Raw genomic sequence first — 20,226 nt, forward strand, 5'->3', positions numbered from 1 at the left:
CGAGATGTACAACGATACCGTCCTGGGCTTCAACAAGTCGGGCAAGGAAGTGGCGCGTATTCAGGTCGAAGAGCCGATCTACATTCGGCCGGCCGAGCGCGTGACCTGGCTGTAAGTCTGAGCTAGGGATCGCTTCATGGATGGGCGGAGTTCCTTCGGGAGCTCCGCCCGTTCTTTTTTCTCCTCACCGTCAACATTAAAGTATTTGTCCGGCGGGGATCTCTTCGATCACTCGGATCGATGGAACTGTTCGCGGTGGAGCCAGCTCTATTGGGCCCAGCCCCTCCGTGATATATCCGTCTTTCGGCTCAGGCGCTCTGCTCCTAATGCGCACTTGACGGTTCCTAGGGGCTCCAGTAGAGTGACCAGGTCCTGCTCATTTCCCCGCCATTATGGAGGGTTAGGGTGAACTCTCAGCCAAAACCGTCAGTACCATTTGCCGCACAGGCGGTTGCGTTTGATGAGCTATTGGCGTCCGGAAAGATCCCGCAAGATTTTTTGGCTACAGAATATGTGGCACAGCAATTTGTCGAACGACTCGTCCATTATGTCCTTAGCGTGCCTGCCGGGAGTTATACGATGGCTCAATTGAGCCATTTGCTTGAGCAAATTGACCCGCGTGCCCAGGTCTTCTTTTTTAAGCGGCTCAAAGAAACCAGTCCTGAAAGCCTCAAACATTTTGCCCCGTTGTACTATGGCTTTATGAACGAGTTTCACTCTCTCCTCTTCACCTGATCCCATATCCTCCTCAGGAATTGGTCGAAAATATTTCTTGTCGGTCCCAGTTTCTCAGGTATAATTGAGATGTTAATCATTTTCAGATGAAGGAGCATCATGAGCACAACTCTGCAACGGGCTGTCAGCAGCTTCTATAACCTTATTTATGAAGCTCAAACATTTGCGACGAATATGGCCAGAATCGATACGGCCGAGCAGGAGCACTATGCCGGGAGGATCGAAGGCCTTAACTGGGTCCTCGATCGCTGTCAGGAGCTGGAAGATATGGATACGAATCTGCCCCCGTCCTCCCTCCAGCGTATTCTGGGAGAGGTCAAGTCGGATCTCGAGCACGAGCTATCCGTGCAGCGCAGGGAAAAGGGCCGCCGGGCGGATGGCCGTGAAGAAGCCCTTAATTTCGTCGCCGATTATCTTTCCAGTCTGATCACGGCCACAGAAATCGAATCCGCGAAAGCTGCGGTGTAGCGAGTTCTGCCCATCAGGATCGATCGGTCCCCGAACTTCCCTTTACCCTGACAGGCATCGCTTATGACATTGGCACGGGAGTGGATTATCTTTGCCCTCTGCCTTGGAGCAGGGGGCCATCTCGCTCTAGCCTTCGTTCTGCATGCGCCGGAGCTCTGGCCCTGGAGCCGCGCAGGCTTCTACGGGCTCATGACCGGCTTGACCATTTACGCGGCTGTGCAAGTCCTTCGTTTTCTGTGGAAGCAGTTTCGGCGAACGAAAGGTCTTTCTTCGTCAGAGACCGAATAGCATAAGTAGGACAATTGGCCTGTCAGGCAAGGCGAAGTCCCATTGACCGGGCACCCTCCCTTGAATACAATCTCCCCATGTCGATCTCACGGCGGGTTCCGGTTCCAAATCAGTGGCCTCAGCCAACAACCACCCGGAAACAACGGATGTCCCCGCAGCAAGAGCCCGATCAATTCGGGTCGTTAAAAGCCTCACTCCTGTATTGTCCCCGCTGCCGGGTTGCAACACCCACGCGTGAGCGGTTGCTCCTGGTTCTTCCGACGGGAAACCTCTACGAGTATCTCTGTATGCAGTGTGGAACGTCTACCGGTTCCAAAACCGACACTCAAGGAACTAGTTTGAATTTGTCGATTCCCTGACAGGATCCGCTGGCACGCAGGAGGGGTCGTAATATAGATCGGGCGCTGAAGATCCGTGAGATATGAACCGTTTACGTCAGCTGTTCGAGGGGAATGCCTTCTTCGATCAGCATCACGGGAATGTTTTCACGAATCGGGTAAACGATCTTTAAATCGGATCTCACCAATCCGCCGTCCAGCTCATCGGTCACCGGCTGCTTTCCCGTGTTCCTCAAGTTTCCTTTTCGCACCGCGTCATTTAACTTCGTCAGCAAATCCGTACCGGCAAGGCTAACCGGCTGCTTCGTCTCCGGACAACAGAGAATTGCGAGCAGGTCCTTGTCCACACTCATGGCCTCTTCCTTTCCTCAGGCAACCCGTTGACCTTCTGGCTTAGAGAACCGAGGAGAGCAGCATAAGCTAGAAAGGGAACCGGGTTCAAGAGAAGCAAATCTTCATACGGCTCGGATATTCTGTTAGAATAAAAGTAGAAGCGGTTCAATTCTTGCCGGAGCAACCATCAATGTCTGTCGTTATCTGGAGGGTCTTTGGCGCAGGCCTTTTCCTCCTCGTTCCGACGTGGGCGACCTTCCTGATTCTCTCCGCTCTCTTTAACACGCTCGATGCCCTCCTGACAGATCTCATAGGAGGACGACTACCCGTCCATACCCCAGGCCTGGGACTCCTTCTGCTCCTGGCTCTTGTGCTCATTGTTGGCGCTCTCGTCACCCACGTCATCGGTGAAGGCCTCTTCGTGCGGATTGAGCGGCAGGTCGAGCAGCTCCCACTGGTCCGTACTATTTATCTCACCATGAAGGGGATCACGGACCTACTGAATTTTCGTTCCCGGTTTGGACAAAGTACCGTGGTCGCATTCCCCTTTCCACGCGACGGCCTCTGGGCACTCGGATTTGTCATGGGCGGCGCTCCCGAGGCACTCCAGGTTTCCCCTGCCGCCAGGCTCCTGATGATCTTCGTCCCAACGGCCATTCATCCCTTTACCGGCTATCTCGCCTTTGTCCCGGAAGACGAAGTCCGCAGGCTGAATCTGCCGGCAGAAGACGCGATGAAAATGGAATTCTCTGCGGGGTTCTACCAACCCGCCGCCGGTTGGTTGAATCCAGTGAAGGGGTAGAGAGACTGTCTATGCTTGTGAGAGACGAAGTGCTCATTCGCCCGGCGCGAATGGACGATATTGAGGCGATTGCCTCGTTCAGTGCGGCCATGGCTCTTGAAACAGAAGGTCGGGCGCTCGATCGCGAGCGCCTGCGTCAAGGCACCCGTTCTCTCCTCGCAACACCGGCTCATGGCTTCTTTATGGTGGCGGAGCGGGGAGGAGCGACAGACAGCCAGGTCGTGGGCCAGTTGATGGTTACCTACGAGTGGAGCGACTGGCGGAATGCCGTGTTCTGGTGGATCCAGAGTGTGTACGTCGATCCGACGTGGCGACGACGAGGTATTTTCCGGAGGCTCCATGCGGCAGTCATGGCCACAGCCAAGGCCGATCCGAAGGTCTGCGGTGTCCGCCTCTATGTGGAATCGGCCAATCGCGTGGCGCAGGAAGTCTACCGGCGAGTCGGGTTGCAGCCCTCATCGTACGTGGTATTTGAAACTGATTTTATCCTGGGGCACCGACGTGCTCTGGCAGACCGACCAGACGAAGCGTAAGGAGGGATCTATATGCCGCTGGCACGAATCATTTGTATTGCGCTCCTGAGCCTGATCATGGTCCAAGGCTGCGCCTTCAGCCGAGGCACTTTGGGCGACGAAATCAGAGCAGACGCTATCGCCTCGATCAAGAAAGGCACATCCACGAAAGCCGAAGTTCTCGCACTACTCGGCGCGCCGGATCGGCTGCTGCAAGTCAACGGCCGGGACGTCTTTCAGTACTATCGCTACGATGCGAAAGCCGGCAGCCTGCTTCTCATTGTCGTCAATTTCTCGCGCATGTCCGTCAAGAGCGATGACCTGTTCGTCATTCTGAACCGTGAAGGGATCGTCGAGGATGTCATTTCATCGAAGCGGACGGATGGAATGGAGTTTCGATTCTGGCCATTCGGAGATTGATATGCTGCCACGTGTGTCCCGGTCTTGCCTCATCGCGCTCGTTTTGGCGCTCTCTATCGGCAGCGCTGGGTGTAATGTCATCCGCATTCAATTGAATACGCCACTCACCCAGGATGATGTGGCATTTATCGAGCCGGGGAAAACCGTGCTCACCGAGGTCATCGCCAAGCTGGGTGTGCCCGATTCTATTACGGAATCTTACCTCGGAGTCGTGGCCACCTACCGCTTTCTGGACATGAAGTATTCGCGCGTGAACTTCGGATGGCTGGTGAAACCTTGGTCGCCTGTCGATCCCGATCTGATCATCTCTCGCACCGGTTTTGGAGTCGATGCGTTTGAACTGTACTGCGATGCGAATTGGGTCGTGACGCACCAGAGCTTTCTCCGTCAACTCTCAGGCACCCAATTCAACCCCTATCCATTTTAAGCATGGCCTGATCTGCCTCTCTTCGAGAATTGCCCGCTCAATCCAGTCAGTCTATAATGCCAGTCATGGGTAAGATCCCTCCGGAGGAGTCATCGTTCAACGACGCCATCCTTGCTTCTCCTTCTTATATCCCTGCTGACCGCGATACCGTGTTCCTGCAGCGTGAAGAGCTCCGTCCGCTGCGGCTTGGACTCGAGTTGCTGAAACCGGAGATCATCCAGGCGGAACAGGGGATTCAGTCCACGATCGTGGTGTTCGGGAGCGCCAGGCTGCAGGAGCCCTCGGCGGCAGAGCTGGCGTTACAGACCGCCGAACGGGAAGCTGCCGAACATCCTAACCATCCGGTCCTTCAGAGACAAATGGCCGTTGCTAAACGCCAGCGCGATCTCTCCAGGTACTACGATGTGGCGAGAGAGTTTGCCAGACTGGTCTCCAGCACCTGCCAAACTAACGGGCGATGCGACTATGTCATCGTGACCGGCGGCGGACCCGGCATTATGGAGGCGGCCAATCGCGGAGCCTCCGACGTGCAGGCGAAGTCGATCGGGTTGAATATCACCCTTCCACATGAACAGCACCCGAATCCGTACATCACCCCGGAATTGTGTTTTCAATTCCGGTATTTCGCACTCCGGAAAATGCATTTTCTCATTCGGGCCAAAGCCCTCGTCGCCTTTCCGGGCGGCTACGGCACAATGGATGAGCTCTTCGAAACGCTCACCCTTATCCAAACCGGCAAAGTCAGCGGCGTCAGCGTAGTCCTGGTGGGCCGTGCATTCTGGGATCGGGCGATCAATTGGGACATGCTGGTGGAGGAGGGGCTTATCAGCCAGCAGGACCGCGCGCTCTTTCATTACGCCGAAACAGCCCAGGACGCTTGGGACGTGATTTCGAAGAATCATACGATGAGGCCTCAGCCATGAAACTCTCCTTTCACGGCGCAGCCAGATCGGTAACCGGAAGCCGTCATCTGATCGAGACCGCAGGGTGCCGACTGCTCCTGGATTGCGGCATGTTTCAAGGGCGGAGGGAAGAGGCCGAGAGCCAGAATCGCGATCTCGGGTTCGAGCCGAAGTCACTGTCCTCCGTGCTGCTCTCCCATGCCCATATCGATCACTCCGGCGCCTTGCCGGTTCTGGACAAATATCGGTTTTCCGGCAAGGTGTATCTCACGCGTGCCACGGCTGATCTTACGGAGATCATGCTGCAGGACGCCGCCCGTATTCAGGAAAGCGATTGTCGCTATGTGAATAAGAAAGAACGGCGCAGGGGAAAGAAGTGCGTGGCGCCGTTTTTCGATTCCGATGACGTCGAAGCCGTCACGCGACGGTTCGTCGGGGTGCGCTACCATGATGCAGTCAAAATTGCACCGAGGGTGACCGCCTCGTTTCACGACGCAGGGCACATCCTCGGATCGGCCGCCGTCCGCGTGAAGTATACGGCGCGAGGAGACACAACGACGGTGCTGTTCAGCGGAGATCTGGGGCGGTCGCACATGCCTATCTTGCGTGATCCGGAACCGCCGCCCCCCTGCGATGTCTTGATCCTCGAATCGACGTATGGGGATCGCCTGCACGACCACGCCGCCGAAGAGATGAAGAGGAAGGCGCAGGAGTTGATCGCCCATGCCAGGGTCCACAAGAGCAAGATCATCGTGCCGGCCTTTGCGGTCGGGCGAACACAGGAACTTGTCATGCGGATCAAAGAGCTGGTCGGCGAGCAGCGGATCGACCCCCTTCCCATTTACATCGATTCACCATTGGCATCCAAGGCGACTGAAATCTTCCGGCGGCATCCGGAATGTTATGACGAAGAAACCTACCGCACGTTCACATCGGAGGGGGACCCCTTTGCGTCACGGTACATTCACTTCATCTCCTCTCCCGAAGACAGCAAGCGTCTCAATTCAATGAAGGGCCCCTGTGTCATCATTTCCTCATCCGGCATGTGCGAAGGCGGGCGGGTACTCCATCATCTCAAGCATGCCATTCAAGACGAGGCGAATGTGATCGTCTTCGTCGGTTTCCAGGCAGAACATACGCTGGGCCGGAAGTTGGTCGAAGGTTGGGACGTCGTGCCGATCTTCGGTGTGCCGACACAACGACGGGCCCAGGTGGTGAAATTCAACGGGCTTTCGGCCCATGCCGATCGCAACGATCTTCTGGCCTACGTGCGAGCCATCAATCCGCTGCCGGCCCAAATCTTCATCGTGCATGGCGAAGAAAAGCAGGCACTCTCACTCGGTTCGGCCATTCAAGCTGAGCATCCGGGGATTGAAGTGCAGATTCCTCATCGAGGATCATCCTATGACATCTAGCCGAGGCGCGGTGGCACTGGTGATGGCCGTGGCGACGCTCTGTGGCTGCGTATCGGTGCAAGCGGCAGAGACGTCTGAGCCGCGTCAGCGTATCCGCGATCTGGGAATTACCATCGGGCAGTATCCGACGGGCCCTCTCAATAACATTACCGATGTCGCAGGGGTAAAGGTCGGGCACACGACACTCATCTCGGGGGAGGGGCCGCTCAAACCAGGAACTGGTCCGGTTCGTACCGGTGTGACGGTGATTGTCCCGCGCGACGATGTGTGGCGCAAAAAGGTTCCGGCCGGGGCCTTCGTCCTGAATGGGACCGGGGAGATGACCGGTCTGTCATGGGTGGCGGAGTCAGGCTTTCTGGAATATCCCATCGCGCTGACCAATACGCTCAATGTGCCGCGTGTGGCCAACGGCGTGATGAGTTGGATGATCAGGCAGTATCCGGAGATCGGCATTTCAGACGATACGCTGACCCCGGTGGTTGCCGAATGCGACGACGGGCGTCTTAATGACATTCAAGGTCGCCATGTGTCCGAGCAGGACGTCATGGCAGCACTGGACGGCGCGAGCAACGGCCCGGTCAAAGAGGGGACCGTCGGGGCCGGAACCGGCATGGTGTCCTATGGATTCAAAGGCGGGATCGGCACGGCCTCGCGACGATTATCTGAGAAAGAAGGCGGCTATACGGTCGGGGTCCTGGTCAATGCCAACCATGGCCGTCGGCCTGAGCTTATGGTCGGAGGGGTTCCGGTCGGGCGGTTATATGAAGCGGTGCCTCCCGTCGCGCAGGCGCTTTCGCCTGGTCAAAGCGAAGGTTCGATCATCATTATCATCGCCACCGACGCTCCGCTCGATGGACGGCAGCTCACGCGACTTGCGAAGCGCGCCGCGCTCGGCCTTGCCCGGACCGGCTCTACCGCGCGCCACGGGAGCGGCGACTTCCTGCTGGCCTTCTCCACCGGCAACGTCATTCCTCATTACCCAAGCGAGCCGACGTTTCAGCAGACCCATCTCGCGGACACCCATCTGAATCCGATGATCACCGCAACGGTCGAGGCCACCGAAGAGGCTATTCTCAACGCCCTGACAATGGCGACCACGGTGGTTGGTCGGGACGGCCATCGTATCGAGGCGATGGATCTCGACCGCTTACAAGAGTTGATGGGCGCTGCTTCTCGTCGATAGGCAGATAGTGGTTCATTGCGTTCTGTGCTCGACTTGCAATTTCGTCCGGCCCCTCGTTATTCTGCCACTGACTTTGGCCAAGGAGGGCGCATGAACGAGTATCAAATCGGCGGCGGCCTGCGGCTTCTCACGGCCATCGAAAAGTCCGAGGCCTTTGCCGAATTTCTCAAGAACCGGCTGGTTCGTGCCCTCGAAACAGAAGACCCGACGGAATTGCACTATCTGCTGGCGCAATTGGACGATTACCATTCATACATGTGGCGCTACTATAAAAAGCTGGCCAGCGATCGTTCCGAGCGCATGAATCCCGGCGTGTAACGGCCTTACGACTCACATGCCTAGTTTTCTCCCCACATCCTTGTCCCAGTCCGACACCTTTCAGTTCGTCTCTGCCGTCAGCCGGAGTACCGATACAGAGGCGGCGGCTCGCGATCTTGTCGATGAGATAAGGGGAAAGCTGGGGGGGGCGGCGCCGGATCTGGCCTGCCTGTTCTTTTCTTCTCACCATGTGTCCCGGGCGGAGGTCCTTGCCGAAACGATTGCGGACTCGCTCCGGGCCCGTGTGTGCATCGGCTGTAGCGGCGAAGGTGTGATTGCCGGCGCCGAAGAGCTGGAGACCGCTCCTGCCGTCGCGCTCTGGGTGGCCTGTCTTCCCGGTGTCACGCTGACCCCCGTGAGGCTGTCATTTTCTCCCACCCAGGACCAGTTTTCGCTGGTTGGTTGGCCTGAAGCGGATGGCATCGATTCCACTTTCCTCCTGTTCGCTGATCCCTACACGACGCCCATGCAGGATGTGCTCTCTCTGCTGGAAGAGCGCTATCCCGGGACTCCGGCAATCGGCGGGCTTTCCGGTGGCGGTCAGGATGCGGGAGAGAATCGCCTCGTCCTTGGGCGGCAGGCGTTCGAAAACGGTCTGGTCGGGGTGCGCATATCCGGCCCGGTGGAAGTCCGCCCCGTGATCTCGCAAGGGTGCCGGCCTATTGGCGAACGCTATGTGGTGACCAAAGCCGAACACAATATGGTGCATGAATTGGGCGGAACGCCGGCCTTGGAACGGTTGCAACACGTCTTTGAATCACTCGGCGGCGAGGACCGGCGCCGGGCGCATCGGGCGCTCCATATCGGCATCGTCATCGATGAACATCGTAATCGGTTTGAACGGGGGGATTTTCTCGTGCGGAATCTTGTGGGGGCCGACCAGGCGACCGGCGCTGTGGCCATCGGGGATGTGGTGCAGGAAGGGCAGACGGTGCAGTTTCATCTGCGCGATGCGAAATCGGCCAGCGAAGACTTGAGTTTGCTCCTCGCGGCCGATCGTACGAGTCACAGGAATCCACCGTTAGGCGCGCTGGTCTTTAGTTGCTGCGGTCGGGGGCAGGGGTTGTTCGGCCGCCCCCATCACGATTCGGGAATTTTGGCCGAACGGTTGGGAAACATCCCGGTAGCGGGGTTCTTTGCCCAGGGCGAAATCGGTCCTGTGGGAGGCCGCAACTTTCTCCATGGCTATACGGCCAGCATGGCGCTCTTCGCCGAACCAACCGCGAAATCAGGTGTGAAATAATCGTTGGTGTGCGTCGGTGTGGGGCGATCGGTATTCATCTTTGAGACCAGGAGGCAACATGAGCGGAAATGAGTCATCGGCACCGGAAGGGAAAGAGATCGTGACCTCGTCCGGTCTTCAGTACATCGATCAAGTGGTAGGAACGGGCGAGGTGGCGAAGGTCGGGCAGACCGTCTCGGTGCATTACACCGGCTGGCTGACGAACGGGACGAAGTTCGATAGTTCGGTTGACCGCGGCCAGCCGTTCTCCTTTCCCCTCGGAGCCGGGCGGGTGATCAAGGGGTGGGATGAAGGGGTGCAGGGCATGAAAGTCGGCGGGAAGCGGAAGCTGACGATCCCGGCCAATCTCGGCTATGGCGCGCGCGGCGCCGGAGGGGTGATTCCCCCCAACGCCACGCTGGTGTTTGATGTCGAACTACTCAGCGTGTAGGAGCGGACTGCTCATATGAAACAAACGCCGCTCATCGCACAGCATAGAAATGCCGGTGCGAAGCTCGTCGATTTCGCCGGCTGGGAAATGCCGATCCAGTATTCCGGTGTCATCGACGAATACCAGACCGTTCGCCAGAAAGCCGGCTTGTTCGATGTGAGCCACATGGGGCGGCTCATGGTGTCGGGCACGGGCGGGCTGGAGTTTCTTCAGTCGGTGACCACCAATGATGTCGGCAGATTGGCGGTCGGCCAGGCGCAGTACTCCATGGTCTGTAACGACCAGGGTGGGATCAAAGACGATATCTTCGTCTATCGGCTCAAGCCGATGGACTATCTGCTCTGTGTCAACGCCTCGAATCGCGAAAAGATCCATACGTGGCTGCAGGCCCATGCCAGGGCAACGACCGTGGTACTCGAAGATCATTCCGACCGGATGGCGCAGATCGCTCTCCAGGGGCCATTGTCCAGAGACATTGTCGTTGCGTTGGGCGGGACGGCGGTTTCGGTGCTGAAACTCCACCACACCTGCGAAGCCACGCTGGCCTCGATTCCAACACTGGTGGCAAGGACCGGATACACCGGGGAGTTGGGCTATGAGTTGTACGCGGCGGCGGATCGCATCGGTTCGTTGTGGGAACGGATTCTGGAGCAGGGTGCAGCTCAGGGAGTGAAGCCGGCCGGCTTAGGGGCCCGCGACCTCCTCCGGCTGGAGATGGGGTATCTGCTCTATGGCAACGATATTGGTGAAGAGACGACTCCGATCGAAGCCGGAGTGGAGTGGACGGTGAGTGTCGACAAAGGAATATTTCTCGGCCGCGCGGCCTTGGTGGCACAAAAAGAATGTGGACCGATGAAGCGGTTTGTCGGGTTTGAATTGCTGGAGAAGGCCGTTCCCCGGCATGGATTCAAGATCCTCGAATCGGTCTCCTCACGGGTGATCGGCGAGGTGTCGAGCGGCAACCTGTCGCCCATTCTCCAAAAGGGGATCGGGTTGGGTTACGTTCCCCCCGCGCAGTCTGCCGTCGGCACGCCGATCATGATCGATATTCGCGGGAAAGCGGTTCCAGCCCGGGTGGTAAAGACCCCTTTTTATCGAAAACCCAAGGCTGTGTAGCGGCTATTGTTATGACGAAGAACATCTATAAGGGCCGTGTCGTGACGCTCAACATTGATACGGTGCAGCTGCCCAATGGCGTGACGGTCGATCTGGAAACGATTCGTCATCCCGGCGCAGCAGCCGTTGTGCCGATGAAGGATGACGGTACGGTCGTGTTGATCCGTCAATTCCGCCATGCGGCGGGCGGGTTCATTTATGAAATCCCGGCCGGCAAGCTCAACCCCGGCGAAGATCCGCTTCATTGTGCTGCGCGAGAGTTGGAAGAGGAGATCGGATATCGGGCCTCTACCTTCTCGCTGCTTTCCAGCATCTTCACCGCACCCGGGTTTGTGGACGAGGTGATTCATGTCTATAAGGCCACGGGATTGACTCAGGGCCGGCAACAACTCGATCGGGACGAAGTGCTGGAAGTCGTTGAGATGCCGCTGCGTGAGGCAATGAGAAAAATCGAGGACGGGACGATCCGGGATGCCAAGACGATTGTAGGATTGCAGGCGGTTTATATCAAGGAAGCGGCCAGGTAGAGAACCTGCCCGAGAGAGCTCCCGCTCGAAGCGGGAACTCTCTCAAGCCAGCTAGCCTCGCCAAAAGCAAGAACGGGATTACTTTCCGCCCTTCTCTTCCTTCTTCTTCTCGTCGCCGAACACGACGTGTCCGCCCTTCTTCTCTTCCTTCTTCTTCTCTTCGCCGAACACCACAACGTGTCCGCCCTTCTTCTCGCCCTTGCTTTCCTTCTTTTCCTCACCGGCGAAAGAGGGAGCGCTGAACGACACTGCCACCGCAACCGCCATGACTGCCATCAACATGCGCTTCATAATAAATAACCTCCCTAAGGTTGAAGAAACTTGTGCCTCTGATCGGGCACTACCCTGTGCTTGAGCAAGCGGCATGCCGAAGCGGATCTTCAAATCACTTCATTGTAATTCCATGTGGTTAGGTGCTTTTTCTAATCTGAAAATGAAGGGGAAATCATCCGGTGCCCTGTGGCAGATTGGTTGAAGTCTCAACTAAACTGCCTCAACCTCAGGAGCATGAGCGTGGCCCAACGGTCCCGGTTACCCGATCATATTCAGCCAGGGATACGGATCCTCTTTGTGGGGATCAATCCGGGGCGCAGATCTGCTGCGACGGGCCATCATTATGCGGGACGCTCCAATCGGTTCTGGAAGCTCCTCCATGCGGCCGACCTCGTGTCCGAGCCATTGACCTACCAAGATGATTGGCGGCTACCGGAATGGGGCCTGGGCCTCACGAACATTATCAGCCGGTGCAGTGCGGGCATTGATGTGCTGGAAGCAGAAGAGTATCGGGCCGGGCTGGCGGCCCTGACCAGAAAAGTCCGGCGGTATCAGCCTCAGATCGTGGCCCTCTTGGGTGTCACGATTTATCGAACGATTTTTGGGCAGGATCGTCAATTGCCGTCTCGCCTGGATCTTGGCTTGACGGGAACCTCCCTCGCCGGGGTCCCTGTATTTCTCTTGCCGAATCCGAGTGGCCGCAACGTCCATTATTCGTACAGTCAGATGCTTGAGGCGTTTCAAATCCTTCGCCGCAACATGTCTGTCATGACTACAGGGCACCATTCGAAGCGCGACCCCCGGCATGATGAGGCCAGAAGGTCTTGATGAATTCGTATCCGATCATTCCTGCCCCCCCCGGGGTCGGCCTGCGTCCATGTCACTTTTTGTCAGCAGTTTGTTTCCTTCTTGCAACAAGACAGCAGGACACGAACCACCATCGGTAATCATTTCGATATGTTATGCATGGCTGTCAGTGGCATTAAGCTTGCTTTTTATTTTCGTAGTTTTACCTTGCATAAGGCTGTTTGAGAGGGGGGTTATGTATCGCCTTGCCGGGGTGATTTGTGCATCAGTCGTGATCTGGTCGGGTGGCGTCACGTTCGCGGGCGCTCAACCGACGACGCAAGAACTCATTGCAGGGGCGATGCAGGCCTGTCATGACGGGCGCGTCGCGCCTGATCGGGCGACACGGGCGGGACACTTTGAAAAAGGGCAGGCGTTAGGCGAGCAAGCCGTGGCAGCCGATGAACAGTCTGCGGATGCCCATTTTGCCTTGTTCTGCAACCTGGGGGAACTCATGCGCATCGACGGCGAAATGAGCCTTTCCTCCGTGATGGGCTTTCGCCGCATGATGAAGGAACTGGACCGGACCCTGGTTCTGGCTCCCGAGCATCTCGATGCCCTTTCAGCCAGAGGGACGCTGCTTGTGCGGTTACCCTCTCTCCTGGGTGGCGATCCGGACAAGGGAGAGCAGCTCCTGCGGCATGTGATCCAGCAGGAGCCGCAGTCCGTGAACGCCCGGATCAGTCTCGCGAAGAGTTACTGCAAACGGGGGCGCCATCAGGATGCCGTCAGCCTGGCGTCCGAGGCCTTGACCCTGGCGCAAGCCCAACAGCAAGACGATTTTATCCCCGAAGCCACCCGTGTCGTGGCCCAACTCCGTGCCACCGGCAACAAGGGCAACTAGCCGCCTCCTCCCTTTCCCCGCAGCCTCTTCTAGAACCGCCTCGCAAATCATGTTATCTTCAACGCGCCTTGAATGGCACAGGTTGCTAGTCCAGTGTCCGCCGCGACTGTGAACACGCATCGGGGACACGCCTTCTCGATGTGCGATTGAGCATTGACGCATGACGAGAACGGAGAGAGCAGCTATGAACATCGACTACTAGTCAAAAGCGAGGAGTACCCCCACTATGTTACTGAGCGGAAAGAAAGGCCTCATTATCGGCGTCGCCAACAAGCACAGCATCGCCTGGGCCATTGCCCAGTCGGCCGCGGGCCAGGGCGCCCAACTGATGTTCAACTATCAGAGTGAGCGGCTGCGGGGAAATGTCGAAGAGCTCGTGGCGACCATGCCTGGCGCCAAAGCCTTTCCATGCGATGCCGGTGATGACGCACAGATCGCCGCGTTGATGGAGAACGTGGGCAAGGAAGTCGGCCAGCTCGATTTCCTCGTCCACTCCATCGCGTTTGCGCCCCGGGAGGAACTCACAGGCCAATTCGTCAACACGACCCGGCAGGGTTTCGCGACGGCCCTCGATGTCAGCGCCTATTCCCTCGTGGCTTTCACACGCGCGGCCTTGCCCCTCATGAACAATGGCGGATCCGTGGTCACATTGAGCTATCTCGGCGCGGAGCGCGTCGTGCCGCATTACAACGTCATGGGCGTGGCCAAGGCGGCCCTCGAAGCCTCCGTGCGCTACCTCGCCAACGACCTGGGTCCCCAAAACATTCGCGTGAATGCCATCTCTGCCGGGCCGATCAAGACCCTCGCCGCTCGCGGCGTCTCCGGGATCAGCAAGATGGTCGATCACCACAAAGAGTTTGCGCCGCTCCGCCGCGCCACCGAGCAAGGCGAAGTCGGCGATACGGCACTCTTTCTAGTGAGCTCACTGGGACGAGGCATTACCGGTGAAGTGATCTACGTGGATGGCGGGTATAACATTCTCGGATCGCTGGCTTCGGTTGAGTGACGGTGAAGCGTCTCTTGTGAAGCGTGAAGCGCGAGCCTCATCTCGCGAGAGACGAGATACGACCGACGCGTCACGCGCGATCGCTACTCGATCGTTCCTCTGAGCGCTTTCAGTCGCCCCTGCTTCTTCTTGCTCTCGATCCGCCGGTTCTGAGAGCCCTTCGTCGGCTTGGTGGGCCTACGTTTCTTCCGCGGGATCGCCACGCTCTGAATCAAGAGGCAGAGCCGTTTCAGGGCATCTTCCCGGTTGCGCTCCTGAGTGCGATGCTGCTGCGCCTTTATCGTAATCACGCCGTCATCTGAGATCCGAGTATCCCGCAGCTTCAGCAGCTCTTCCTTATAGAACGGCGGCAAGGACGACGCCTTGATGTCGAACTGCAAATGGATGGCCGTGGAGACTTTGTTGACGTTCTGTCCTCCGGCTCCCTGCGACCGCACGGCATGAATGTCGATTTCAGAGTCAGGGATGGTGACGTGTGATGAGATGTGCAGCATCGTCAAGGAGTGTACTCCAGGCGAGCCGATCTCACAATTGCCGCAGTGGAGGTACAATTTTGATCACGGGGAAATTGACCGGATGAGGGGGAAAGCCTACTGCAGTTCAGGCACGCGGTCGATGATGCGGAGGCGGACGTCGTTCCCGAGTTGAATCTGCACCATCTTAGTCGCCAGCCTTGTGCGGATTTGGTTCACGTCTTCGACCGTGAATTCGAGCGTGCCCCCGCAGCGTTCGACCAGGTGATAGAGCAGCAACGTGGTCAGGTAGCTGACTTCTTCGTCGTTCGCATGTTCGCTGAAATTGAGGATTTGCGGCATGATCGTCCAGCCTCTCCGTGGGTGACGGCTAGTTATCGCCGAATTGAGCGCTGATCGACAATGCCCCAAAAGATGGGGGTTCCGCAAGCGACACTTTTGTACAAAGAGGAAGCGGGGCTCAACAGTCCCGAGGCGGAGGGTTACGATTGATAGCTGTCGATCGGTGGACAGGTGCAGACCAGATGCCGGTCGCCATAGGCTTCATCGATCCGGCCGACGCTCGGCCAGAATTTGTTGGCGCGCACCCAGGAAGTCGGGAACGCCGCCTGCTCTCTGGTGTAGGGACGGTTCCAGTCTGTGGCCGTCACGCTGGATGCGGTGTGCGGCGCGTTTTTGAGCAGGTTGTTGGTGCGGGGCTGACGGCCATCGATGATGTCCTGGATTTCCGCACGAATGGCGATCATCGCCTCGCAGAATCGATCCAGCTCAGCCTTCGATTCGCTTTCCGTCGGCTCGATCATGAGGGTGCCGGCCACCGGGAACGAGACGGTCGGCGCATGGAAGCCATAGTCCATCAGGCGTTTGGCCACATCCATAGCTTCGACTCCGGAGGATTCCTTGAACGGCCGCAGGTCGAGGATGAACTCGTGGGCGACATGTCCGGTGACGCCGGTGTACAGGATGGGATAGTGCTTCTCCAGCCGTTTCGCCATGTAGTTCGCGTTGAGGATGGCCACCTGCGTGGCGGTCTTCAACCCGTCGCGGCCCATCAAAGCAATGTAGACCCAGGAAATCGGAAGAATGCTTGCGCTCCCGTAGGGAGCCGCGGACACCGGGCCGATCGACCCCTGCCCGCCCAATCCGGTGACGGGATGGCCCGGAAGAAAGGGCGCCAGATGACGGGCGACGCCGATCGGTCCGACGCCAGGTCCTCCTCCGCCGTGGGGGATGCAAAAGGTCTTGTGCAAATTGAGGTGGCAGACATCCGCGCCGATATCGCCCGGCCGGCAGAGTCCCACCTGGGCATTCATGTTGGCCCCATCCATATACACCTGGCCGCCGTGCGTGTGGACGATCTGGCAAATGCGGCGCACATCGGCTTCGAACACGCCGTGGGTCGAGGGGTAGGTGAGCATGAGCGCCGCCAGCCTGGCCCGATGAGTTGCGGCTTTGGATTCGAGATCGGCCAAGTCGACGTTTCCCTGCTTGTCGCAGGCGACGACGACGACGGTCATGCCGACCATGGCCGCGCTCGCCGGGTTCGTGCCATGGGCCGATACGGGTATCAGGCAGATATCTCGGTGCGGTTCCCCCTGTGCGCGGTGGTAGGCGCGAATAACGCTGAGCCCGGCGTATTCGCCTTGAGAGCCGGCATTCGGCTGGAGTGAGACGGCGTCAAAGCCCGTGATTTCAGCCAGCCATGATTCCAGTTGATGAAAGAGCTTCTGGTAGCCTTTGGTCTGGTCGGCCGGAGCAAAGGGGTGCAAATGCGCGAATTCCGGCCAGGTGACGGGGAGCATCTCCGCCGTGGCGTTCAATTTCATGGTGCAGGAGCCCAGCGGAATCATGGAATGCGTGAGAGACAGATCTTTCGCCTGCAACCGGTGCAGGTACCGGAGCATCTCATGTTCGGCATGATAGCGGTGGAAGATCTCATGCGTGAGAAACGGGCTGGTCCGCGTCAGTTTGGGCGGATAGCTGAGATCGACGGCCTGAGTCAGATCGGCGAGCGTGAAGGGCAGCCGTTCCTGCCCCGCAAAGATCTCCAGCAGGGTGCGCACTTCTTCTTCGGTGCTGACCTCATCCAGCGACAGGCCGATCGCGCCATCCTCATAGGTGCGGAAATTGAAATTCCGTTCATGCGCTCTGGTAAGAATCGTATGGCTGTGACTGTTCGGGATGCGGACACGGAGGGTGTCGAAGAAGACCTCCGGGCCGACATCGAACCCCAGGCGGCGCAATCCATCGGCCAGGAGGAGCGTCAATCCATGGACGCGTCTGGCGATGCGGCGCAGTCCCTCCGGCCCATGGTAGACCGCATACATGCTGGCCATAATCGCGAGCAGCACTTGAGCCGTGCAGATATTGCTCGTCGCTTTCTCGCGGCGGATATGCTGTTCGCGCGTTTGGAGTGCCAGCCGGTAGGCCGGCTTGCCTGAGACGTCCTTTGAGACGCCGACGATGCGGCCCGGCATCTGGCGCTTAAATTCATCCGTCGTCGTCAGAAACGCGGCATGCGGTCCGCCGAATCCGACCGGGACGCCGAATCGCTGGCTGGATCCGACGGCGATGTCCGCGCCGATTTCTCCCGGCGAGCGGAGCAGCGTGAGCGCCAGCAGATCGGTGGCTATAACGACGAGCACGCCGGCTTCGTGTGCGCGAGCCACGAGGGCGCTCACATCACCCACATAGCCGTCGGTGGTCGGGTATTGGAGCAGCAGGCCGCATAACTGGGGGGCGGAGACCTGTATCGACGTAGTCGCGCCGGTGCGGATCGTCATGCCCAGCGGTTCGGCCCTGGTCCGGAGGACGGCGAGCGTCTGGGGATGGCAGTCCTGCGAGACGAAAAACTCCTTCCGCTCCTGGCCTCTGGAGCGCGTGATGCTGAGGCACATGACCATGGCTTCGGCGGCGGCGGTGGCCTCGTCCAGCAGCGAGGCGTTGGCCAGCGGGAGGCCTGTGAGATCGCCGACCATCGTTTGAAAGTTCACCAGTGCTTCGAGTCGGCCTTGGGAGATTTCCGCCTGATACGGAGTGTATTGCGTATACCATCCCGGGTTTTCAAGAATGTTGCGTTGGATCACGCCGGGGGTGACGCAGTTGTAGTAGCCCATACCGATCAGGGAGCGATACACCTGATTATGTGAGGCGATTTGCTTGAGATCCGCCAACACGGCCTGCTCTCCCCGGTGCATCGGGAGATTGAGCGGTGCATGAAGCTGGATGTCTTTCGGAACGGTCACGTCGCAGAGGGCTCTCATGGAGGGCAACCCTATCGTGGCCAGCATCTCCTGGAGGTCGGCCTCCGTCGGCCCCAGGTGCCGGTGGAGAAAGTGATCCGTCGGTTGAAGGAAATCCGGCTCGAGCGGTGTCATCCGCGTGCCCTCGTGATCATGTGGGTGGCCTGGGACAATTTAATCGGGCGGCAGAGTACCATGCTGTTGTCCCATTTCCAAGCTGTTCTTTGCCCGCCCATGATGACCTTGCGCTCCCCTGGAGAGTTCTGTAAGTACTGTGATGGGCGGGTGCCTTATGTCCTGTGAGAGAGGGTTCCATGGCAGCGCAGAATCCGCACATACATGATCTGCTGATCGTCGGGGCCGGCCTGGCAGGCATGCGCGCGGCCTTGGCGGCACCGGCCCATCTTGACGTCGCTCTGATCTCGAAAGTCCACCCCGTCCGGAGTCATTCCGTGGCCGCCCAAGGCGGCATCAATGCGGCGCTCGGAGAAAACGACTCGTGGGAGGCGCACGCGTTCGATACGGCCAAGGGCGGCCTCTATCTCGGCGATCAAGACGCCATTGAGGCGATGTGCCGGGAGGCGCCCGACGATATTCTCGAACTCGAACGGATGGGGGTTATTTTCAGCCGCGACGTTCACGGGCGCATCGCCCAGCGGCCTTTTGGAGGGGCGGGATTTCCTCGCACCTGTTATGCAGCCGACCGCACCGGCCATGCGCTCCTGCACGCCCTCTATGAACAGATCCTCAAGCGCCGCACCGCGGTCTATGAAGAATGGTATGTCACCTCTCTGGTTGTCGAGGACGGGATGTGCCGCGGGGTCATTGCCTGGGACCTGCTCCATGGCGGGTTGCAGCTGATTCAGGCCAGAGCCGTGATTCTGGCGACGGGCGGGAGCGGGCGGGTGTTTTTCACCAGTACGAACGCCGTGATCAATACCGGGGACGGCATGGCCCTGGCCTATCGTGCGGGCGCGCCCTTGATGGATATGGAGTTCGTGCAGTTTCACCCGACCACGCTAAGGGATACCGGCATTCTTATTACGGAGGGGGCGCGCGGGGAAGGCGGATATCTGCTCAACACGCTCGGAGAGCGGTTCATGAAACGGTATGCGCCGGAGCAGATGGAACTGGCGACCCGCTCCACGGTCTCGCTGGCGATCGGCCAGGAAATTCTCGAAGGCCGTGGAGTCGAGGGTTGTGTGCTCCTGGATCTCCGGCATCTCGGCCGGGCGAAGATTCTTGAACGGTTGCCTCAAATCCGGCAGTTGTCGATAGAATTTGCCGGGCTGGATCCGGTTGAAACTCCCATTCCCATCAGGCCCGGCGCGCACTATCAAATGGGCGGGGTCCGGACAAATCAGTGGGGAGAAACCTCGGTCGCCGGTTTGTTTGCCGCAGGAGAATGCGCCTGCGTGAGCGTGCACGGCGCCAACCGGCTCGGCGGCAATTCGCTCCTGGAAACGATAGTGTTTGGCCGGCGGGCCGGAACAAGGGCCGGCGAATATCTCCGAGGGGTCGATCATGTTCCGATTCCCGTCTCGCATCTGGCCGATGAAGAGCGGCGCGTGCAGGCGCTGCTCTCTCAGCGCGGGAGCGAACGGTCCTGGCAGGTGCGGGACGAGCTCGGCACCGTCCTGAGCACGAATCTCGGGATCTTTCGCACGAAGGAGTCGATGACGGCGGCTCAGGACAAGGTCCGCGAATTACAGCATCGTGCGGCGCAGGTGAGGGTGGAGGACAAAGGGCGCGTATTCAACAGCGATTTAATCCAGGCGCTGGAGCTGCAGTGCCTCGTGGAATTGGCCGGGACGATCGTCGCGGGCGCGCTGGCGCGGGAAGAGAGCCGCGGGGCCCACTACCGGTCGGATTTTCCCGCGCGCAACGACGCGATGTGGCTCAAGCACACGATCGCGCAGCGAACATCCGATGGCCCGGTCCTGTCGTATGCCCCGGTGACGATCACCCGATTTCAGCCGAAGTAGCGGCCTTGTCTCACGTGGATTGTCGCAGGTCTTGTCCGCAGCACGTTCCCGGATCGTGCCCGGGATTGCCGTTGGCAGGTTTGGTATAATCAGCGCCTAG

Annotated in this window: 23 protein-coding genes; 18 read left to right on the forward strand and 5 right to left on the reverse strand. The window is 58.7% G+C overall.

The genetic code is table 11. The features are described 5' to 3' along the window. Positions 1–405: 405 nt before the first annotated feature. Together ACO9S2_RS08585 and ACO9S2_RS08590 are read left to right on the forward strand one after the other, a co-directional pair. A complete protein-coding gene (locus tag ACO9S2_RS08585) occupies positions 406–735 on the forward strand; it encodes a hypothetical protein (RefSeq protein ID WP_423721584.1) in 330 nt (109 codons plus the stop codon). 99 nt (positions 736–834) lie between these two features. Continuing rightward, on the forward strand, positions 835–1,203 hold the full coding sequence (locus tag ACO9S2_RS08590; RefSeq protein WP_423721585.1) for a hypothetical protein: 369 nt from the start codon (positions 835–837) through the stop codon (positions 1,201–1,203). Between the two features lie 718 nt (positions 1,204–1,921). Here the strand turns inward: ACO9S2_RS08590 and ACO9S2_RS08595 are convergent. Beyond that, positions 1,922–2,182, reverse strand: a complete 261-nt coding sequence (locus ACO9S2_RS08595; protein WP_423721586.1) for a Trm112 family protein — start codon at positions 2,180–2,182, stop codon at positions 1,922–1,924. Between the two features lie 170 nt (positions 2,183–2,352). Between ACO9S2_RS08595 and ACO9S2_RS08600 the strand changes: the two genes are divergently transcribed. The 12 genes from ACO9S2_RS08600 (at position 2,353) to ACO9S2_RS08655 (ending at position 11,457) form a co-directional block, all read left to right on the forward strand. After that, positions 2,353–2,964, forward strand: a complete 612-nt coding sequence (locus ACO9S2_RS08600; protein WP_423721587.1) for a DUF502 domain-containing protein — start codon at positions 2,353–2,355, stop codon at positions 2,962–2,964. A gap of 11 nt (positions 2,965–2,975) precedes the next feature. Next, entirely contained in the window at positions 2,976–3,497 is a 522-nt protein-coding gene (locus tag ACO9S2_RS08605) for an N-acetyltransferase family protein (protein ID WP_423721588.1), read from the forward strand. Between the two features lie 12 nt (positions 3,498–3,509). Next, positions 3,510–3,896 (forward strand): hypothetical protein, encoded by a 387-nt coding sequence (locus ACO9S2_RS08610; RefSeq protein ID WP_423721589.1) that lies wholly within the window; start codon positions 3,510–3,512, stop codon positions 3,894–3,896. Position 3,897: 1 nt separating this feature from the next. Continuing rightward, on the forward strand, positions 3,898–4,323 hold the full coding sequence (locus ACO9S2_RS08615; RefSeq protein ID WP_423721590.1) for a hypothetical protein: 426 nt from the start codon (positions 3,898–3,900) through the stop codon (positions 4,321–4,323). Between the two features lie 65 nt (positions 4,324–4,388). Further along, on the forward strand, positions 4,389–5,246 hold the full coding sequence (locus ACO9S2_RS08620) for an LOG family protein (protein WP_423721591.1): 858 nt from the start codon (positions 4,389–4,391) through the stop codon (positions 5,244–5,246). Continuing rightward, positions 5,243–6,640, forward strand: coding sequence for an MBL fold metallo-hydrolase RNA specificity domain-containing protein (locus tag ACO9S2_RS08625; protein WP_423721593.1), 1,398 nt, complete (start codon positions 5,243–5,245; stop codon positions 6,638–6,640). Before ACO9S2_RS08620 ends, ACO9S2_RS08625 begins: the two co-directional genes overlap by 4 nt. Continuing rightward, positions 6,630–7,823, forward strand: coding sequence for a P1 family peptidase (locus ACO9S2_RS08630; protein WP_423721595.1), 1,194 nt, complete (start codon positions 6,630–6,632; stop codon positions 7,821–7,823). The genes ACO9S2_RS08625 and ACO9S2_RS08630 overlap by 11 nt, the downstream gene beginning before the upstream one ends. A gap of 90 nt (positions 7,824–7,913) precedes the next feature. Then, positions 7,914–8,141 carry a hypothetical protein gene (locus tag ACO9S2_RS08635; RefSeq protein WP_423721596.1) on the forward strand — a complete coding sequence of 76 codons (228 nt, stop codon included), beginning with the start codon at positions 7,914–7,916 and terminating at the stop codon, positions 8,139–8,141. 16 nt (positions 8,142–8,157) lie between these two features. After that, entirely contained in the window at positions 8,158–9,384 is a 1,227-nt protein-coding gene (locus ACO9S2_RS08640; protein WP_423721597.1) for an FIST signal transduction protein, read from the forward strand. Between the two features lie 58 nt (positions 9,385–9,442). Further along, positions 9,443–9,814, forward strand: a complete 372-nt coding sequence (locus tag ACO9S2_RS08645) for an FKBP-type peptidyl-prolyl cis-trans isomerase (RefSeq protein WP_423721598.1) — start codon at positions 9,443–9,445, stop codon at positions 9,812–9,814. 15 nt (positions 9,815–9,829) lie between these two features. Beyond that, the gene (gcvT, locus tag ACO9S2_RS08650) at positions 9,830–10,930 is read left to right on the forward strand and encodes a glycine cleavage system aminomethyltransferase GcvT (RefSeq protein ID WP_423721599.1); all 1,101 of its coding nucleotides are present in this window, start codon (positions 9,830–9,832) and stop codon (positions 10,928–10,930) included. Between the two features lie 11 nt (positions 10,931–10,941). Then, positions 10,942–11,457 (forward strand): NUDIX domain-containing protein, encoded by a 516-nt coding sequence (locus tag ACO9S2_RS08655; protein ID WP_423721600.1) that lies wholly within the window; start codon positions 10,942–10,944, stop codon positions 11,455–11,457. Between the two features lie 78 nt (positions 11,458–11,535). On the opposite strand, the gene ACO9S2_RS08660 is transcribed toward ACO9S2_RS08655, so the two are convergent. Beyond that, positions 11,536–11,748, reverse strand: a complete 213-nt coding sequence (locus ACO9S2_RS08660) for a hypothetical protein (RefSeq protein ID WP_423721601.1) — start codon at positions 11,746–11,748, stop codon at positions 11,536–11,538. 222 nt (positions 11,749–11,970) lie between these two features. Between ACO9S2_RS08660 and ACO9S2_RS08665 the strand changes: the two genes are divergently transcribed. The 3 genes from ACO9S2_RS08665 to ACO9S2_RS08675 all read left to right on the forward strand — a co-directional run bounded on the left by ACO9S2_RS08665 (position 11,971) and on the right by ACO9S2_RS08675 (position 14,426). Continuing rightward, positions 11,971–12,558, forward strand: a complete 588-nt coding sequence (locus ACO9S2_RS08665) for a mismatch-specific DNA-glycosylase (RefSeq protein WP_423721602.1) — start codon at positions 11,971–11,973, stop codon at positions 12,556–12,558. A gap of 214 nt (positions 12,559–12,772) precedes the next feature. Further along, a complete protein-coding gene (locus ACO9S2_RS08670; protein WP_423721603.1) occupies positions 12,773–13,420 on the forward strand; it encodes a tetratricopeptide repeat protein in 648 nt (215 codons plus the stop codon). Positions 13,421–13,646: 226 nt separating this feature from the next. Continuing rightward, positions 13,647–14,426 carry an enoyl-ACP reductase FabI gene (locus tag ACO9S2_RS08675; RefSeq protein ID WP_423721604.1) on the forward strand — a complete coding sequence of 260 codons (780 nt, stop codon included), beginning with the start codon at positions 13,647–13,649 and terminating at the stop codon, positions 14,424–14,426. 83 nt (positions 14,427–14,509) lie between these two features. Here the strand turns inward: ACO9S2_RS08675 and arfB are convergent, their stop codons facing one another. The 3 genes from arfB to gcvP form a co-directional block, all read right to left on the reverse strand. After that, positions 14,510–14,920 carry an alternative ribosome rescue aminoacyl-tRNA hydrolase ArfB gene (gene arfB / locus ACO9S2_RS08680; RefSeq protein WP_423721605.1) on the reverse strand — a complete coding sequence of 137 codons (411 nt, stop codon included), beginning with the start codon at positions 14,918–14,920 and terminating at the stop codon, positions 14,510–14,512. A gap of 96 nt (positions 14,921–15,016) precedes the next feature. Beyond that, complete coding sequence (locus ACO9S2_RS08685) at positions 15,017–15,241, reverse strand: hypothetical protein (RefSeq protein ID WP_423721606.1); 225 nt, start codon at positions 15,239–15,241, stop codon at positions 15,017–15,019. A 140-nt stretch (positions 15,242–15,381) separates the two neighbouring features. Beyond that, positions 15,382–18,276 (reverse strand): aminomethyl-transferring glycine dehydrogenase, encoded by a 2,895-nt coding sequence (gcvP, locus tag ACO9S2_RS08690; protein WP_423721607.1) that lies wholly within the window; start codon positions 18,274–18,276, stop codon positions 15,382–15,384. 179 nt (positions 18,277–18,455) lie between these two features. Here gcvP and ACO9S2_RS08695 point away from each other — a divergent pair, with 179 nt between their 5' ends. Next, positions 18,456–20,126 carry an FAD-binding protein gene (locus tag ACO9S2_RS08695; RefSeq protein WP_423721608.1) on the forward strand — a complete coding sequence of 557 codons (1,671 nt, stop codon included), beginning with the start codon at positions 18,456–18,458 and terminating at the stop codon, positions 20,124–20,126. Positions 20,127–20,226 lie beyond the last annotated feature (100 nt).

The organism is Nitrospira sp. NS4 (genome assembly GCF_049546785.1).
Taxonomy (GTDB): domain Bacteria; phylum Nitrospirota; class Nitrospiria; order Nitrospirales; family Nitrospiraceae; genus Nitrospira_D.

Bases quoted from the DNA above. Each gene is read 5' to 3' on its own strand.
- ACO9S2_RS08590 (WP_423721585.1), top strand. From the start codon at position 835: ATGAGCACAACTCTGCAACGGGCTGTCAGCAGCTTCTATAACCTTATT.
- ACO9S2_RS08595 (WP_423721586.1), bottom strand. From the start codon at position 2,182: ATGAGTGTGGACAAGGACCTGCTCGCAATTCTCTGTTGTCCGGAGACG.
- ACO9S2_RS08600 (WP_423721587.1), top strand. From the start codon at position 2,353: ATGTCTGTCGTTATCTGGAGGGTCTTTGGCGCAGGCCTTTTCCTCCTC.
- ACO9S2_RS08605 (WP_423721588.1), top strand. From the start codon at position 2,976: ATGCTTGTGAGAGACGAAGTGCTCATTCGCCCGGCGCGAATGGACGAT.
- ACO9S2_RS08610 (WP_423721589.1), top strand. From the start codon at position 3,510: ATGCCGCTGGCACGAATCATTTGTATTGCGCTCCTGAGCCTGATCATG.
- ACO9S2_RS08615 (WP_423721590.1), top strand. From the start codon at position 3,898: ATGCTGCCACGTGTGTCCCGGTCTTGCCTCATCGCGCTCGTTTTGGCG.
- ACO9S2_RS08620 (WP_423721591.1), top strand. From the start codon at position 4,389: ATGGGTAAGATCCCTCCGGAGGAGTCATCGTTCAACGACGCCATCCTT.
- ACO9S2_RS08625 (WP_423721593.1), top strand. From the start codon at position 5,243: ATGAAACTCTCCTTTCACGGCGCAGCCAGATCGGTAACCGGAAGCCGT.
- ACO9S2_RS08630 (WP_423721595.1), top strand. From the start codon at position 6,630: ATGACATCTAGCCGAGGCGCGGTGGCACTGGTGATGGCCGTGGCGACG.
- ACO9S2_RS08635 (WP_423721596.1), top strand. From the start codon at position 7,914: ATGAACGAGTATCAAATCGGCGGCGGCCTGCGGCTTCTCACGGCCATC.
- ACO9S2_RS08640 (WP_423721597.1), top strand. From the start codon at position 8,158: ATGCCTAGTTTTCTCCCCACATCCTTGTCCCAGTCCGACACCTTTCAG.
- ACO9S2_RS08645 (WP_423721598.1), top strand. From the start codon at position 9,443: ATGAGCGGAAATGAGTCATCGGCACCGGAAGGGAAAGAGATCGTGACC.
- gcvT (WP_423721599.1), top strand. From the start codon at position 9,830: ATGAAACAAACGCCGCTCATCGCACAGCATAGAAATGCCGGTGCGAAG.
- ACO9S2_RS08655 (WP_423721600.1), top strand. From the start codon at position 10,942: ATGACGAAGAACATCTATAAGGGCCGTGTCGTGACGCTCAACATTGAT.
- ACO9S2_RS08660 (WP_423721601.1), bottom strand. From the start codon at position 11,748: ATGAAGCGCATGTTGATGGCAGTCATGGCGGTTGCGGTGGCAGTGTCG.
- ACO9S2_RS08670 (WP_423721603.1), top strand. From the start codon at position 12,773: ATGTATCGCCTTGCCGGGGTGATTTGTGCATCAGTCGTGATCTGGTCG.
- ACO9S2_RS08675 (WP_423721604.1), top strand. From the start codon at position 13,647: ATGTTACTGAGCGGAAAGAAAGGCCTCATTATCGGCGTCGCCAACAAG.
- arfB (WP_423721605.1), bottom strand. From the start codon at position 14,920: ATGCTGCACATCTCATCACACGTCACCATCCCTGACTCTGAAATCGAC.
- ACO9S2_RS08685 (WP_423721606.1), bottom strand. From the start codon at position 15,241: ATGCCGCAAATCCTCAATTTCAGCGAACATGCGAACGACGAAGAAGTC.
- gcvP (WP_423721607.1), bottom strand. From the start codon at position 18,276: ATGACACCGCTCGAGCCGGATTTCCTTCAACCGACGGATCACTTTCTC.
- ACO9S2_RS08695 (WP_423721608.1), top strand. From the start codon at position 18,456: ATGGCAGCGCAGAATCCGCACATACATGATCTGCTGATCGTCGGGGCC.